General features: G+C 49.8%; 13 protein-coding genes and 1 tRNA gene. 5 read left to right on the top strand and 9 right to left on the bottom strand.

The window, feature by feature from the left end; genetic code table 11:
- Positions 1–2 precede the first annotated feature (2 nt).
- Complete coding sequence (locus E1H14_RS10280; RefSeq protein WP_149391385.1) at positions 3–956, bottom strand: ABC transporter permease; 954 nt, start codon at positions 954–956, stop codon at positions 3–5.
- Positions 957–1,008: 52 nt separating this feature from the next.
- Positions 1,009–2,652 carry an ABC transporter substrate-binding protein gene (locus E1H14_RS10275; protein ID WP_149391384.1) on the bottom strand — a complete coding sequence of 548 codons (1,644 nt, stop codon included), beginning with the start codon at positions 2,650–2,652 and terminating at the stop codon, positions 1,009–1,011.
- 318 nt (positions 2,653–2,970) lie between these two features.
- Here E1H14_RS10275 and E1H14_RS10270 point away from each other — a divergent pair, with 318 nt between their 5' ends.
- The gene (locus E1H14_RS10270; RefSeq protein ID WP_149391383.1) at positions 2,971–3,708 is read left to right on the top strand and encodes an aspartate/glutamate racemase family protein; all 738 of its coding nucleotides are present in this window, start codon (positions 2,971–2,973) and stop codon (positions 3,706–3,708) included.
- Positions 3,709–3,755: 47 nt separating this feature from the next.
- Positions 3,756–4,793, top strand: a complete 1,038-nt coding sequence (gene pyrC / locus E1H14_RS10265; RefSeq protein ID WP_149391382.1) for a dihydroorotase — start codon at positions 3,756–3,758, stop codon at positions 4,791–4,793.
- A 33-nt stretch (positions 4,794–4,826) separates the two neighbouring features.
- Here the strand turns inward: pyrC and E1H14_RS13190 are convergent, their stop codons facing one another.
- The 5 genes from E1H14_RS13190 to E1H14_RS10245 all read right to left on the bottom strand — a co-directional run bounded on the left by E1H14_RS13190 (position 4,827) and on the right by E1H14_RS10245 (position 11,294).
- Complete coding sequence (locus tag E1H14_RS13190) at positions 4,827–5,000, bottom strand: DUF6435 family protein (protein WP_200834089.1); 174 nt, start codon at positions 4,998–5,000, stop codon at positions 4,827–4,829.
- Positions 5,001–5,267: 267 nt separating this feature from the next.
- A complete protein-coding gene (locus E1H14_RS10260; protein ID WP_235017439.1) occupies positions 5,268–5,858 on the bottom strand; it encodes a nucleoside deaminase in 591 nt (196 codons plus the stop codon).
- Between the two features lie 41 nt (positions 5,859–5,899).
- A complete protein-coding gene (locus tag E1H14_RS10255; protein ID WP_149391381.1) occupies positions 5,900–7,453 on the bottom strand; it encodes a methyl-accepting chemotaxis protein in 1,554 nt (517 codons plus the stop codon).
- Between the two features lie 83 nt (positions 7,454–7,536).
- Complete coding sequence (locus E1H14_RS10250; protein ID WP_149391380.1) at positions 7,537–10,584, bottom strand: bacteriohemerythrin; 3,048 nt, start codon at positions 10,582–10,584, stop codon at positions 7,537–7,539.
- Between the two features lie 416 nt (positions 10,585–11,000).
- Positions 11,001–11,294, bottom strand: coding sequence for a hypothetical protein (locus tag E1H14_RS10245; protein ID WP_149391379.1), 294 nt, complete (start codon positions 11,292–11,294; stop codon positions 11,001–11,003).
- A gap of 160 nt (positions 11,295–11,454) precedes the next feature.
- On the opposite strand from E1H14_RS10245, the gene E1H14_RS10240 reads away from it, so the two are divergent.
- Entirely contained in the window at positions 11,455–11,718 is a 264-nt protein-coding gene (locus tag E1H14_RS10240) for a hypothetical protein (RefSeq protein ID WP_149391378.1), read from the top strand.
- An 87-nt stretch (positions 11,719–11,805) separates the two neighbouring features.
- On the opposite strand, the gene E1H14_RS10235 is transcribed toward E1H14_RS10240, so the two are convergent.
- On the bottom strand, positions 11,806–12,543 hold the full coding sequence (locus tag E1H14_RS10235) for a class I SAM-dependent methyltransferase (protein WP_149391377.1): 738 nt from the start codon (positions 12,541–12,543) through the stop codon (positions 11,806–11,808).
- A 349-nt stretch (positions 12,544–12,892) separates the two neighbouring features.
- Positions 12,893–12,980 (bottom strand) — tRNA-Ser (locus E1H14_RS10230).
- Between the two features lie 140 nt (positions 12,981–13,120).
- Between E1H14_RS10230 and E1H14_RS10225 the strand changes: the two genes are divergently transcribed.
- Both E1H14_RS10225 and E1H14_RS10220 read left to right on the top strand, forming a co-directional pair.
- Positions 13,121–13,447, top strand: coding sequence for a metalloregulator ArsR/SmtB family transcription factor (locus tag E1H14_RS10225; RefSeq protein WP_149391376.1), 327 nt, complete (start codon positions 13,121–13,123; stop codon positions 13,445–13,447).
- A 34-nt stretch (positions 13,448–13,481) separates the two neighbouring features.
- Positions 13,482–14,459, top strand: coding sequence for a calcium/sodium antiporter (locus tag E1H14_RS10220; RefSeq protein ID WP_149391375.1), 978 nt, complete (start codon positions 13,482–13,484; stop codon positions 14,457–14,459).

Genomic DNA, 14,459 nt, shown 5'->3' with positions numbered 1-14,459 from the left:
CATCAGCTCCTTTTAATCCGCGGATCCATTAAGGTTTGCAGCACATCCACCAGCAGATTCAAGGCCACAAAGAACATCGCCAAAACCAGAATAATGCCCTGCAGCAGGGGAATATCACGCTGAAAAATCGCAGTATTCAGCAAAAATCCGGTGCCGGGCCAGGAAAACACTGTTTCCACCAAAATCGAGCCGCCCAAGAGATAACCAAACTGCAACCCCATCACTGACAGGACAGTGGGCGCTGCGTTTTTAGCGATATGCAGTGTGATCCTAGGTCGGCGCAGACCACGCGCCTGCAAGGCCGTCACAAATTCAGAATTCAGAATCTCTGCCACGGTTGCACGCACCGTACGCGTGACGATACCCATCGGGATAAAGCACATGGTGACGGCCGGCAGAATCAGGTGACGCAGGTGCGCCCAATCCCAGGCCCAGTTTGCAGAGCCCCCTGGCCCCGCCCCCATGGAAGGCAACCAGTCGAGCTGCACTGAAAAAATGATGACCAGAATCAAACCCAACCAATAATGGGGCACCGAAACACCGGTAATCGCTACCGCGGTGGCTGCTTTATCGATCCAGGTGCCACGGTACACGGCCGCCAGAGCCCCAAGTAAAATACCGCCACTAAATCCCAGAAAAGCCGAGGCAAAAGCCAGCGTGAGGGTGTTACTCAGTGCCAGTTGAATATCCCCCATCACCGGGCGGCCCGTAGCAACAGAGACGCCCAAGTCGCCCTGCACTGCCCTTTGCACCCAGGATACAAACTGAATCCAAAGCGGGCGATCCATGCCATAGGCTTCTTTAATCGCGATGACGACTTCGGCCGGTGCATCGGCGGGAATAACTGCCGTCAGTGGATCCCCCGGTGCCAAATGCACCAAGGAGAAACACACCGCAGCAACCGCCAAAGCAATCGGAAGAGCGAAGAGAAAGCGCCGAAAGATAAACACAAACATCCTTACCTCCTGAGCTTGGCCAGGGCTTACACACCCTGGCAAAACACCTGATTTAGTCCTTCATATGCACGGGGGTGAGATCTTGGAACCAGCTTTTGGCTTGCACAAAACCGCTCACCTTGTCGCTCATCGCTCTCGGGCCAGTGTCATGCGCTACAAACAGGAAAGGAGCATCCGTGACCAGGGTTTCATGCAGTTTACGGTAGAGGCGCAGATTTTCGTCTGGATCAAAGGTGGTTTGCAGATCGGCAATCATGCCATCCACCTCCACATTGTGATAATGCCCCCAGTTCAAGGACACCGGCGCCACATTTTTTGAATCCATAAAGCGGATCAGCGCAGCAAAGGGATCATGGGTCGCAAAGGTGATATTGGTGGCATGCGCTCCCAGCGATGCCGGATCTTTAGCGCCTTGACGCCAGTTATTGAACAGGGTTTCCCAGACTAAGACTTCAAAGCTGATTTCGATTCCAACCTCTTTAAGTTGCTGCTGGATCAACTCGTTCATCTGTAAAGGTTGCATCTGCCCTGAGCCGGATGCCGAGATAAGCACCTTGGCCTTGACCGGATTGCCTGGCCCAAAACCGGCTTCCGCTAACAGGGCTTTCGCCGCCTCGGGATCATACTGAATCGCAAAATCTGGCTCCCCAAAGGCAGGATCATCCGGCAACAACAAACCCCGTGCCGGTACCATGTACCCACCCAGCAACTGTTTGATTGATTCACGATCCACCGCCAGGTTAGCCGCTTGGCGCACCCGTTGATCTAACCAAGGTGAGCCTTCCACAAAACTGAATTGCCAAGGCCAAATATGTGGATAACCATTACTGGTGATCTGATATCCACGGCTTTGCAGCATCGGTAAGGTATCGGCGGGTGGATTTTCGATCCAATCCACTTGGCGTGATAAGAGTGCGTTGGCACGCGTATTAGCTTCTGGGATCGGGATCAAGACAATCCGATCTGCCTGAGCACGTCGCTCTGAATTCCAATAATCAGGATTGGGAATCAGCTCAGCCCGTTCACGGGGAACCAGTTTATCCAGCTTAAACGGCCCAGTTCCTGATGGATTCTGCTCAAAGGCTTTCCAATCGCGCCCCAGCGCTTCCCAATGTGCTGGACTGGAGAAGAACATAAACGGCAATTGATTAATAAACATGGCATTTGGTGTTTTGGTGGTGATCTCCACCTGGTATTCGTCCAGTTTACGAATACTTTCATAGGCCGGCAGACGCGCAACCACCTGAGCGGCTTGCTGGGCATCATACTGCGGTGCTTGATCATTAAAGATCTTATCGAAGTTAAAAATGACCGCATCGGCGTTAAATTCTGAGCCATCATGGAACTTCACCCCCTCTCTGAGGGTAAAGATCCATTTTCTTGGATCTTCTGCATCCACCTGCCACGCACTTGCCAACTGGGGCACCAAGGAGGCCACAACATCGGTTTGTGTCAGATCCCAACTGACCAGCGCGTCATACAGGGTCATCCCCGTAAAACGCACGCCTTCAAATCCAGAATTGGGCGCACCGGAGGTGAGCGGGATATCCGAGGCCGTCATGCCGATACGAACGGTTCCCTGGGCTTGAGCGGTTAAGGGCAACAGCAACCCTAGCGTTGCCAGCGCCAGTGCTTTCATAGAGAAAGAGGGATGCATTAAAGAGGACGGATTGGATGAAGTGTTCAAAGCTTGCATAAAAAGTCTCCTAGTAAAGTTAAGCAAGCTTTTGCAGATCTTATGCCAACAATCAAAACAAACTTTGTATTTTTTGTTGTATTCAATAAAAACAAAGATATTTCCATATCTCCGCTTGAAAACCTCCTCAAAGAGTCCTGTAAAGGCGGCCATCTCTTGCACCACAGACTCACAACTCTGGCTTAAACGCACCAGAATTGAACACCCAATCCAGTGCTCTATACTGCAGATAGGCATGGAATCACCTGGAAAAACTTTCTGGAGATTGGAATGATTTTTGTATAAATTAATTTATAACTTTGTATACGAGAACTCATCATGCTGATCAATTTAATCAACCCGAATACCAGCCCAGGTATGACCGAGTGTATTCATCAGGCGGCTCTCGCCGTGTGTTCGCACGGGGTACAGCTACGCTCTGTCCATCCCACTCAAGGCACGCCTTCGATTGAAAGCTATCTGGAAGAAGCCATTGCCACGACCGGTGTCATTGAGCAGGTGATCGCTGGAGAGAAGCTCGGCTGCCAAGCACATATCCTGGCGTGCTTTGGTGATCCCGGCTTAGATGCCGCACGCGAATTGGCACAAGCGCCCGTCATCGGCATTGCCGAAGCAGCCATGCACAGCGCTAGTCTGTTAGGGCATAAATTCAGTATTGTGACCACCTTGAGCCGCACCCTGGCGATGAGTGAGCACCTAGTGCATAAGTATGGATTTGCCCAGCGTTGCGCCGGAATCAGCGCCGTGGATATTGCCGTCTTAGATCTGCACAACCCCGCCTCTCAAGCCTACGAACGGATTCTCAAGGCGTGTCAGCAAGCGGTCGAGGAGCAAGGAGCCGATACACTGATTTTGGGCTGTGCCGGCATGGCCGATCTGAATCAGCGCCTGAGCCAGGCATTGGGGGTGCCTGTTGTGGACGGTGTCAGCAGTGCGGTGGGGTTAGCGGAAATGTTGATTCGTTGTGGCTTGTCTACTTCCAAGCGCCATGCCTATGCCCTGCCCCCGCAAAAATGCTATACCGGCTGGGCTGCTGAGACTATCAATCCCATCTGAGCTCTGTGATACACTCAGCCAATCAATTTTTTAGACTGGATTGAATCATGACACAACGCCTGACTTTGACGCGCCCGGATGATTGGCACATTCATTTACGTGATGGTGAAGTACTGCAACACGTGGTTCCACCGACCGCGATGCAGATGGGGCGTGCGATCGTAATGCCGAACCTCAAGCCGCCGGTGACGGATGCGAAGCTGGCGTTGGCATATTATGATCGCATTCTGGCGCAGCGCCCTGCATCGAGCCAATTTGAACCGCTGATGACCCTCTATCTAACGGACAACACCACACCGGAAGTGATTGCCGAAGCGGCAGCAACCGGTAAGGTCGTGGCGGTCAAACTCTATCCTGCCGGGGCTACGACAAACTCTGATTCCGGCCTGACCGATCTAAGCAAACTCGATGAGATCTGTGCGGCACTGACGGAAGCCGGTATGCCGCTGCTGGTCCATGGCGAAGTCACGCACCATCATGTTGATATCTTTGATCGTGAAAAAGAGTTTTTAGATGAAATTCTCAGCCCCTTGGCTGCCCGCCATCCTAAGCTGAAGCTGGTGGTGGAACATATCACCACCAAGGATGCCGTCGAATTTGTACAATCACAGGGAGCCAACGTAGGCGCGACCATCACCGTGCAACATCTGGCTTACAACCGTAATCACATGTTGGTCGGCGGCATACGCCCACACCTCTTCTGCTTACCGGTTTTGAAACGCAACCTGCATCAACAGGCACTGCAAGAGGCAGTGATCAGTGGCAGCCCCAAATTTTTCCTCGGCACCGATTCGGCGCCTCATGCCAAGGGCGCAAAAGAGAGCGCCTGCGGATGTGCAGGGTGCTATAGCGCTTATGCCGCCATTGAACTCTATGCTGAAATTTTTGAAGACTTAGGGGTTCTAGAAAAACTTGAAGCCTTTGCCAGCTTCCACGGCGCGGATTTTTATGGCAAGCCACGTAATCGCGATCAAATCACCTTGGTGAAAGAGTCTTGGCAGGTGCCAGATGAGATGCCTTTTGGCCAGGATATTATTGTCCCACTGCGAGCAGGTGAAACCCTGCGTTGGAAGCTTGAGCGCTAAGCAGCGCTCAAGTTGAGAAGATCGGAGCTTGTGTTACTGCAGCAACACAAGCTCTTTGTTCATTTGATTGGCTTCTTCCCAAAGTTGGGAATAACGCTCAATGTCTCCATCGCGCTGTGCCAGCATAGCTTCCACTACCTTGGCTTCCAAAGCCTTTTGCAAAGAGTGAGCTTTAATGCAATCAATGCTTTGACTAGGGTTGTTCATGGCGACCTCTCTACTTTAGTTATAATTATAATTGATACGTAAAATGATTAGCTTGGATCTTAAATGCTAAAAATTTATTTCAGCTTCACTTAACATTGATGATGTGAGCCGGATGCTTAAATTTTTGCAGACCTAGCCATGCGACAAATGAGCCCTATGGCAAATTAGCTTGTGGCCAATGTTAGTTGAATGGACTGGATTGCAAAAGCTCAAAAACACCAAAGAATTATAACTTTTTATATAATCCTTATAACTCTTTATAGATGATCAAACATCATAACGCAATCGGCCACTCACCCCCTGCCAATCCTCCATTTCTAATTCAGGCTGCTCGGAACGAAAGCGTACATAGAGGTCTATACCTTTTGGGTCCTCTAGAACATCCACTTGAATGCCTTGAGTACGTAATAAGGCCTCATTCCCCGAGGCGTTAGTCACATCCCCCACCACCACCCGAGCGAAACCACGTCGATACAGCAGGGTTGCACAAACATCACACGGGCTCAGAGAGGTAAACAGGGTTGTCTGACTGAAATCGATGCGCCCCGCATCCCGAATCGCAGAAGTCTCACCATGGTTGTAAGGGTGATCCTCCTGAACCAAGGTGTTATGCCCCTTTCCGAGAATACGCCGAGTCAGGTTATCAACAATCACAGCCCCGATGGGGCAGCCACCTTCCTGGTAACTTTTTTCCGCGAGAAGAACCGCCAAACGCATAAACGTGGCATCACTCCATGCCTGCATACACGCATCGTCCACTAGGACCGGTAAGCTTGAGGTGGGCATATGGGCAATCGTTCTTAATACCGATTCCGTGATCTCTGTTTTAGCGTTAAAAAGTGGCATGAGAGTCTGCATCGGTCTTCCCCTGTGATTTTGGTGCAAAGAGATGGATTAGGTTACTGTTTAAAGCGATTCACCAATTCATGTAACTGATTCGACACCTGCTGTGATTTCCGGATACTTTCCGCACTCTCCTCTGTACGCATTAAGCTACGTTCAGCCAGCTCAGAAATATCCTTCACCTGTCGATTCACCTCTTCTGAAACTAACGCCTGCTCTTCAACAGCCGCTGCCATCTGCTCAGACATGGAGGAAATCTGATTCACCGCTTCCGCGATACTTTGCAACATACTTTCAGATTCAATCACACGCTCTAATCCTACTTCTGCATCGGTCGTACCTTCATTGGCCACTACGACAGAAGAGTTGGCTTGCGTTGTTAAACTTTCGACAATTTGCCGAATATTCTGCGCAGATTCACGGGTATTGCCTGCCAAAAGACGCACTTCATCAGCGACCACAGAAAAACCTCGGCCATGCTCGCCTGCACGTGCTGCCTCAATCGCAGCATTTAAAGCCAAAAGATTGGTTTGCTCTGAAATATCCTCAATCGATTTAGCCGCTTGCGTAATCGCACCCGTTTGTTCCGCCAGCTGCTGCACCGCCTGCCCAATGGCAGAGACAGTATTGCGTAACTCTTCAATTGAGCTACAGGTAATACGCGCTATCTCGCCACCCTGTCCAGCTAGGTTGCGTGATACATCGGCCTGGTTTGCAGTCTTTTGAACATTATGTGAGATCTCATGTATCGCTAGAGACATTTCATGCATCGCCGTCGCCACCAACTCCGTCTGCCGACTTTGTGTCATCATCTCTATTCGAGCCGCTTCCGAAAGCTCTAAACCGATTCTGGATTGATCAGCCACTTGGCGCGAAGCATCTTCTATCCGGGTTAAAACAGCATCCAGATGAGCACGCAGACTCATCACCCCCACCATGATATTACCCGTGATACCGTTTTGATTCGTATAGGTATTTGCCGCCAAGGGATGCATAAATACACCCTGCAGCTCCTGCTTGATCAGATCTAAATCTTTACGATGTTGTAGATATTGCAGCCCTCCAAAAAGGAAGACTGCAAGGGCCAGCCATAGGGTGCTGGCTAGTGAAGAGATCCAATACCCGAGCAGAGCAGCAGGCAAAATGCAGATGAGTGCTAATAAAAACTGCTTGAGATAGCTCGGGAGAGAGAACTGACGACGCTTACGATTAAGGCGAGCATACAGTTGTTCGGCCCGCTCCACATCCACACGAGATGGCCAGGAACGAACCGACTCATACCCGACCACCTGTCCCTGCTCTGTGATCGGCGTAACATAGGCACTCACCCAGTAATGGTCACCATTTTTGCAACGATTTTTAACCAACCCCATCCAAGGACGCCCAGCTTTAAGATGGTTCCACATCACCTCAAAAGCTTCCGCTGGCATATCGGGGTGGCGCACTAGATTATGATTCTGGCCAATCAGCTCTGAACGTGAATAACCACTTATACGTTGAAAAGCATCATTACAATGCGTAATCACGCCTTGGAGATTGGTCGATGAAATCAGCTTTTCATCAGCGTCAAAATGCTGTTCACGTTGTGTGACAGGTCCATTGTTTTTCATCATTCTCTCCCTAAATAGATCATAGATTCCCGCTTTATCTGAGCCAGCCTTCATATGAGAAGCCAACCCACCACACTCAGGTGTTAAGTACTGGAATTCATCAGATACAACTTCAAAGTTTCCACCAGCTGATCACGGTACGCATACAGGCTCGCCTCTTCAGCGGCATATCGCTGCGGCTGTGCTTTCAGCTCGGCAGCAAATTGGTGAATATTGAGATGCTGATACTGCAAGGTTTTCAGCAGCTCAACCTCTTCAGGGGTCGTGCCTGACTGCTTTGCCAACCACTGACCAAAACGACAGCGTGTCGGATCCATTGGCGGCCAGTCGGCTTGCTGCTTTAACGCCACCTGTAAACGGCGAATCCAAGCTCGGTGTTCAACGATGGCAAAGAGTACCGCGAGCTTATCGCGTCTTACGGGTTGCAAACGACGCCAGCTGGCATCCGGTAACCACTGCTCCCACCAGGGCAGAACCTGATCAGCCGGCATCGGCTTGGCAATGGCATAACCCTGCGCCCATTCACAACCCAGCTGGATCAGCATCTCGCCTTGCTCCAGAGTTTCCACCCCCTCTGCGAGCACGTTACGTCTAAAGGCATTCGCCAGCCCGACCACCCCTTCCAGAATGGCTAAGTCATCTGGGTCGTCCAACATATCCTGCACAAAAGCGCGATCAATTTTCAGGGTTTGTGCGGGCAAGCGTTTTAAGTAAGAGAGTGAGGAATACCCTGTGCCAAAGTCATCCAAAGATAAACTCACACCTAAGGCTAAGCAGGCATGCATGGTTGCGGAGGCCAGCTGCCAATCCTCCAAAGCACTGCTTTCCAGAATTTCCAACTCTAGAGCCTCAGCGGCTACGCCAGGACAAGCGGCCAAGAGGCTTTGTAAGCGCTCGGGAAAATCACGGCTCTGGAACTGTAAGGAACCGATATTAACACTGACTTTAATTGCCACCCCTTGGGTTTGCCAAGACGCGATCTCGTTTAAGGCCTGCGCAATCACCCATTCACCTAAGGCCAGTGAAATCGAATCATTTTCAATATCAGGTAAAAATGCACCCGGTGGTAACAAACCTTTCTCTGGATGCTGCCAACGAATCAGCGCTTCCAGTGACAAGAGTTCACCGGTACGCATATTGACCTTGGGCTGGTAATAAAGCACAAACTGATTCTCAGCAATCGCCACCTCAATTTCTGCACGGCGCTGGTGCCAGGAGCGCCGACTGGCCTCATGCTCAGAATCAAAAAACGCATAGGTGTTTTTGCCCTGAACCTTGGCCAGATACATTGCTTGATCGGCCTGGCGAATCAGCGTATCCGCGCTCACTTCTAGGGTTTGTGGATAAAAACTGATGCCAGCACTGACTTGACTGAGATGCGGCTGCCCTTGCAGCTCATAGGGCTCACGCAAATGATCGAGTAGCTGCTCTAGCCTCTGAATAAAGTGCTCATCTTCCTGAGCACGCTCTAAGATCAGTACAAACTCATCTCCGCCCGGACGTGCTAAACCTTCCTGATCTTGCACAAAACAACGCAGACGCAAAGCAACTTCACGCAGCAACTCATCCCCACACAGATCACCTAAACGATTATTCACTTCGGAGAAATTATCCAGATCGAGATAAACCACCGCCAAAGGTGTCTGGGGAGCGGCTTGTAAACGCTGATCCAGATAACGTGAAATTCCGACACGGTTATACAAGGCCGTGAGTGAATCATGAAACGCCAAGTATTCGAGCTTCTGCTGATAGAGCACACTGCTGGTAATATCTTGGATGGTGCCGGTGGTAAAAAGCACGGCACCTGCGGCATTAGCTTGATGCTCAAAACGCTCTTTGACATAACGCACCGCACCCGTAGCACTTTGCACTCGATGCTCACACTCGCCGATCAAATCTGACTGTGTCAGAGAATCGGCAAACACCTGAGTAAACGCATTCTGATCCTCAGGGTGAATAGCATTCACAAAGGCCTGAAAATTGCCGGCAAACGTCTCGACACTGGATTCCAATAACCGAAAGACTTCATCGGAAGCCTGTAGCTGATCTTTTTGCCAGTCGTAGTGCCAATGCCCCACACCGGCAATCCGTTCAGCTTCCTGTAGCCTTTGCAGAGCAGCATCTTTTTCGGCCGCCTGCTCGCGTCTTTGCGTGATATCGCGCATCAGTGCCACCATCGCCGAAGCTTCCCCTTCACGGTAACGCCCGCCAGCGTGAATCTCCACTTCGATACAACGGCCACTGCTGTGTAAGAGTTGCGTTTCAAAAACGCGGATCTCGCCAGGATGCTTTAAGAGTTCAGAAAAATGACGCTCGTTCTCGGCTTTAGCACTATCTGGATGCAGATCAGTAAAGTGCAGCTGCTGTATCTCTTGCAGCTTAAGGCCAATGATCGCTTCGGCCTGAGTATTGGCACCAATCAGTTGCCCGGTCAGGATATCGGCGACAAAAACAGCATCGGGGATCGAGTTAAACAACACTTCATAACGATGCTGACTACGCTCCAGCACCTGAGATTCCAGATCCCTGAGCGCATCTTCGGCTTGGCCACGTGCTTTTTTCTCACGCATCAAATCCAGAGTGCGCTCAGAGAGATTTCGATACATGGATAACACTGCATCGATCAGTGCCGAGAGGGTGCCGCTCATCTCCTCTGCCGCCAACTGCTTGGCTCTGGGCAGACTCTCGCCTGACTCCACCGCCTTGAGTGTCAGTGCCATACGCTTGTCACTGTCAAGGATATGAAATGCCAACCAATGTGTCAGAAAACCGAAGATATCATCCAAGGCACAATGCAAACTGGCTTGCTCAGCCTGTAACGCCAATACTTTACGCGAAAACTCCTGATGGATATGGCAGTGATCAGCAAAACTGGATTCTTGCGCAAAGGCCTGCGCCCAAATCGCTTCTTCGGTTGAGAAGTGGTATTGCGCATAGTCAGCCAGTTCATCAATGAGGGCTTTTAACTCCGCCTCACTCGCCCCTTCGATGACATATTCTGCCATTTGATTGAGCAAAAACACCAACTGACGATGTTGAGCATCGATCACTTCTATTCCTGTATTGAAGTGATGACTCCAAGGGAAAATTTCAAAACGAGGTGTCTGGCCAGTTGAAGCAGGGTAGGTCATGCAACTTACATCCTTGCATACGCAATCTGAAAAAAAGTGAGGCGATCAATTCACGCGCTCAGCTTTGTATTTTCAAGCATTGTATCTAGGAGTCAATGTTTACTTAGGATGACAAAGGAGGAAAACATACAGAGATGTCAAATTTTTAACGGAAGCTAGATGGGGTAGAGAGATAAAAGTTTACAGTCCATAAAAGACAAAAGGGAGACTGATCCATCAGTCTCCCTTTAGGTTGGCTTCCTTTTCCGTGCACGCCAGGCAATTAAGCCTTGCACTCCTCGCTCCTTGGCATGCTGATCGCCTTCCCATCAAATCGGTCCGTGAACAGGAGATCCATGGCGCTTATTATGACTCGACCCACGCAGAGATCTATAGGAGTTTTTCCTAAAATGCAGCGGACAACCGAAAAACAGCTTTCAACATTGTACCTTCTGTTTCTTGACCCAAGTGATGTGGGCTGCCAAGTCAGGATCTGAAATTAATTGATCTAGACTATTGAATTGCAATGCCAATGTCATCTCGTCATGGCGTTTATGAATCGCACGATGACAGGGATAACAAACCCAAATCCCCTGCTGGAGCTGTTCCGGCGTGTAATGCTTTTGGAAGCGTGCACGTCGATGCACTTTACGTGGAATTAAGTGATGAAAAGTCAAAAGTGCACGACGCTGACACAGCTCACACGCCTGCTTCTCGGGTTTCTTGCGCACCACTCTCCCCCTGATCTCTCCACCTGTCGCCAACTCTATTTTGGTCATTTTATAGAGTACGAAGGATACCGAAGACCCGTTTCTGCACGGAAGAAAATTTCCTCAAAAAAACCTATTCACCCAACATTCCGGATGCAAAAAATCAACAAATTCAATCTAATTGATCACTGAGTTCGATTATCCGATTACCCCCGCGACCTTTGGAATCAACAGCAAAGATGTTCTTTTCAACCCCCAGGGCGATCGTTTGGTTGCATCGGGTGAGCAGGTGACGGCCAGCTCCCAGGGGATCAATCTACGTATCACCGCTGGCCAAGAACTTCCTTGTGATTTTGAGTGTGCCGCTCATCACTCGACTTTAGAACTCAGCGACAGTTCCGGTCAGATCAATCGCTACGCGGTTGTTTTCCAGTGTGATATCTAAAAAGTTGAACCTGAATCAGGAGCTGCTATCGCTCCTGATTTTTCATGGCCATTTAAACCCACTCTCCATCCCTGATTAATACGCCTTTTAAAGTGGTTTCACACAGGCAAACAGTGTGTAATCTTGATCATCTTGCCTATAAATCTTTTCATGCACTTTAAATCCTACTTTCTGCAATACATCTCGCCAGGCATTTAAAGAGAAGATCCCCATAGACCAATGATCCGTCTCAATACGTAGTACTCCCTGCTCTCGAATCAAATATAGGATCGTTGTTTCATATTGATCATCTAAAGGGTCAGGGTCATATATATTCTCAATAAATACAACATCCAAATCATCACGCTTAACGGTATAAGTTGTGATCTTATTCTGCTCAAAGCTCTCAGGTGTCAGATCTGGCGTCACCACCAGCACACCACCGGGATTTAGATGCGCATAACCACGCTCTAAAGCAGCCTCAAAATCAGCTCGATTATTCATATGTGCGATCGCATCATCCATGAGTACAGCATCAAAACAAGCATCCAGACGAAAAGTCCGCATATCCCCCAGAATAAAGGTTGATTCTGGATTCAATTCTTGGGCCTGCGCGAGCATTGTTGGACTTAGATCCAGCCCCGTAACCTGGAAGGTTCTCTTGAGGTTGAAGACATTTTTTCCACCCCCACAACCTATCACCAATAAAGTCGCTACCTCACCTTGTGCGTAAGCGTGAATCAAGGTTGTGACCTGCTCGCTGTAATCGGCATATTCGCTGCTCGTTTCTCCCCACAAAGGCCAAAGCCAAGCAAGATCTGAATATAGGCGGCATGTTTCTTTCATTTTTTCTCCTAATCAAGAGCGATGCCCGATCAATAGATTCGGCAGATAGATGAATGATCAGGCCAGCTCAAGACAATCTCTCGACATCAACGCAAAGACACCCGGTAACCCCCCATTTTTAACGGACCTCTAGTAGATCACAAGTTGGATTACAGACCGATTAGCACCAAGGGCTGGAAATAGATTCAGAAAGGAGAAGATAAGAGCCGACGGATAGGATAGATATAGAAGGTTTTTTTGAAGAGAAGAGAGGTTTATTGGCAGGTCCGACCCCCTCCAAGTGGCACACCAGAGAGCAATCATGTAATCTTCGATAAATTTTGACGTAACTTATTGATTAATAAGTTAATGGCGGTCAGGGAGGGATTCGAACCCTCGATACGTTGCCGTATACACACTTTCCAGGCGTGCTCCTTCGACCACTCGGACACCTGACCGTTTTGACACAAGACACAGTCGCAAGGCGGTCGCTGTGTATTGAGGTTGCGCATTCTAACAGACTTTTCTTGAAGCACAAGAGGAAAAGCCCCAGGGATTCAGTTTATAATCAGCATCCCGTGACAAGTGAGCGACAACGATGGACAGAGTGGTCTTTTTCAAATGCCTAGCAGATGCCACACGGTTGCGCATCCTGAATCTTTTGCTCTGTAAAGGTGAGCTCTGTGTATGTGATCTGATGACAGCGACACAAGAGTCTCAACCCAAAATCTCTCGCCACCTAGCCCTGCTGCGCACGCATCAAATTCTATTGGATGAGCGGCGTGGACAGTGGGTATATTATCGACTCAATCCCGACTTACCGCCTTGGGCTGAGCTGATCCTGGCTCAACTCAAACCCAGCCAGGATGCGCTCTCTACAGACGATCTAGCGCGCTTGGATAACACCTGTTCCGTAAACTGCTAATTTTTCCCAACCCTGAGTGGAGTCATTCAACATCATGTTGCTCTCTGTGATTGCAATCGTCGTCGGTCTTGCGGTACTGGTCTGGAGTGCCGATCGTTTTGTTGATGGGGCGGCGGCTACAGCGCGCTATGCCGGCATGCCGCCACTGCTGATTGGGATGGTGATTATCGGCTTTGGCACTTCGGCTCCAGAACTTTTTATCTCAGCCATTTCGGCACTGGAAGGCAATCCAGGGTTGGCTCTGGGCAATGGTTATGGCTCCAACATTGCCAATATCGGTTTAATTCTCGGCCTCACGGCACTGATTAGCCCGATTGCGGTGAAATCAGATGTGCTGCGCCGTGAAATTCCTTTACTGGCGCTGGTCACCCTGATCTCAGGCGCTCTTTTACTGAATGGTAAAATATCACGATTGGATGCGACCTTGATGCTGCTCGCTTTTGCACTGGTCATGGGCTGGAGTGTTTATCAGGGCATGAAGGAGCATAAAGACACCCTGGGCCAGGATATGCAGGAAGCACTTGAGAGTGAAACCCCTCTAAGTCGAGGCATGGCGCTTTTTTGGTTACTCCTCGGGCTTGTCTTACTCATCATCAGCTCACGCGCGCTGGTCTGGGGCGCCATTAACATCGCCTCTACCCTTGGCGTGAGTGATCTGGTCATCGGCCTGACGGTGGTCGCCGTAGGAACATCTTTGCCTGAGCTGGCCGCTGCCTTAGCCGCGATACGTAAAGGCGAGAATGATCTAGCACTGGGCAATGTCATCGGCTCTAACCTCTTTAATACGCTCGCCGTGGTTGGCTTAGCGGGTCTCATCACCCCTCTATCGGTGCCCAGCGAAGTGATTTGGCGCGATTGGCCGATTATGGCAGCACTCACCTTCTCTCTCTTTATTATGGGTTATGGCTTTCGTGGGCCGGGCACTGGGCGTATTAATCGTTTTGAGGGTGGCGCTCTGTTTCTCACGTTTGTCGCATATACCTGTTATCTTGTTCTATCGATTGTGAATTAA

This window comes from Nitrincola tapanii (assembly GCF_008368715.1).
GTDB classification, from domain to species: Bacteria; Pseudomonadota; Gammaproteobacteria; order Pseudomonadales; family Balneatricaceae; genus Nitrincola; species Nitrincola tapanii.
This window is presented reverse-complemented; position numbering and strand designations above follow the sequence as displayed.

Bases quoted from the DNA above. Each gene is read 5' to 3' on its own strand.
- E1H14_RS10280 (WP_149391385.1), bottom strand. From the start codon at position 956: ATGTTTGTGTTTATCTTTCGGCGCTTTCTCTTCGCTCTTCCGATTGCT.
- E1H14_RS10275 (WP_149391384.1), bottom strand. From the start codon at position 2,652: ATGCAAGCTTTGAACACTTCATCCAATCCGTCCTCTTTAATGCATCCC.
- E1H14_RS10270 (WP_149391383.1), top strand. From the start codon at position 2,971: ATGCTGATCAATTTAATCAACCCGAATACCAGCCCAGGTATGACCGAG.
- pyrC (WP_149391382.1), top strand. From the start codon at position 3,756: ATGACACAACGCCTGACTTTGACGCGCCCGGATGATTGGCACATTCAT.
- E1H14_RS13190 (WP_200834089.1), bottom strand. From the start codon at position 5,000: ATGAACAACCCTAGTCAAAGCATTGATTGCATTAAAGCTCACTCTTTG.
- E1H14_RS10260 (WP_235017439.1), bottom strand. From the start codon at position 5,858: ATGCAGACTCTCATGCCACTTTTTAACGCTAAAACAGAGATCACGGAA.
- E1H14_RS10255 (WP_149391381.1), bottom strand. From the start codon at position 7,453: ATGAAAAACAATGGACCTGTCACACAACGTGAACAGCATTTTGACGCT.
- E1H14_RS10250 (WP_149391380.1), bottom strand. From the start codon at position 10,584: ATGACCTACCCTGCTTCAACTGGCCAGACACCTCGTTTTGAAATTTTC.
- E1H14_RS10235 (WP_149391377.1), bottom strand. From the start codon at position 12,543: ATGAAAGAAACATGCCGCCTATATTCAGATCTTGCTTGGCTTTGGCCT.
- E1H14_RS10225 (WP_149391376.1), top strand. From the start codon at position 13,121: ATGGACAGAGTGGTCTTTTTCAAATGCCTAGCAGATGCCACACGGTTG.
- E1H14_RS10220 (WP_149391375.1), top strand. From the start codon at position 13,482: ATGTTGCTCTCTGTGATTGCAATCGTCGTCGGTCTTGCGGTACTGGTC.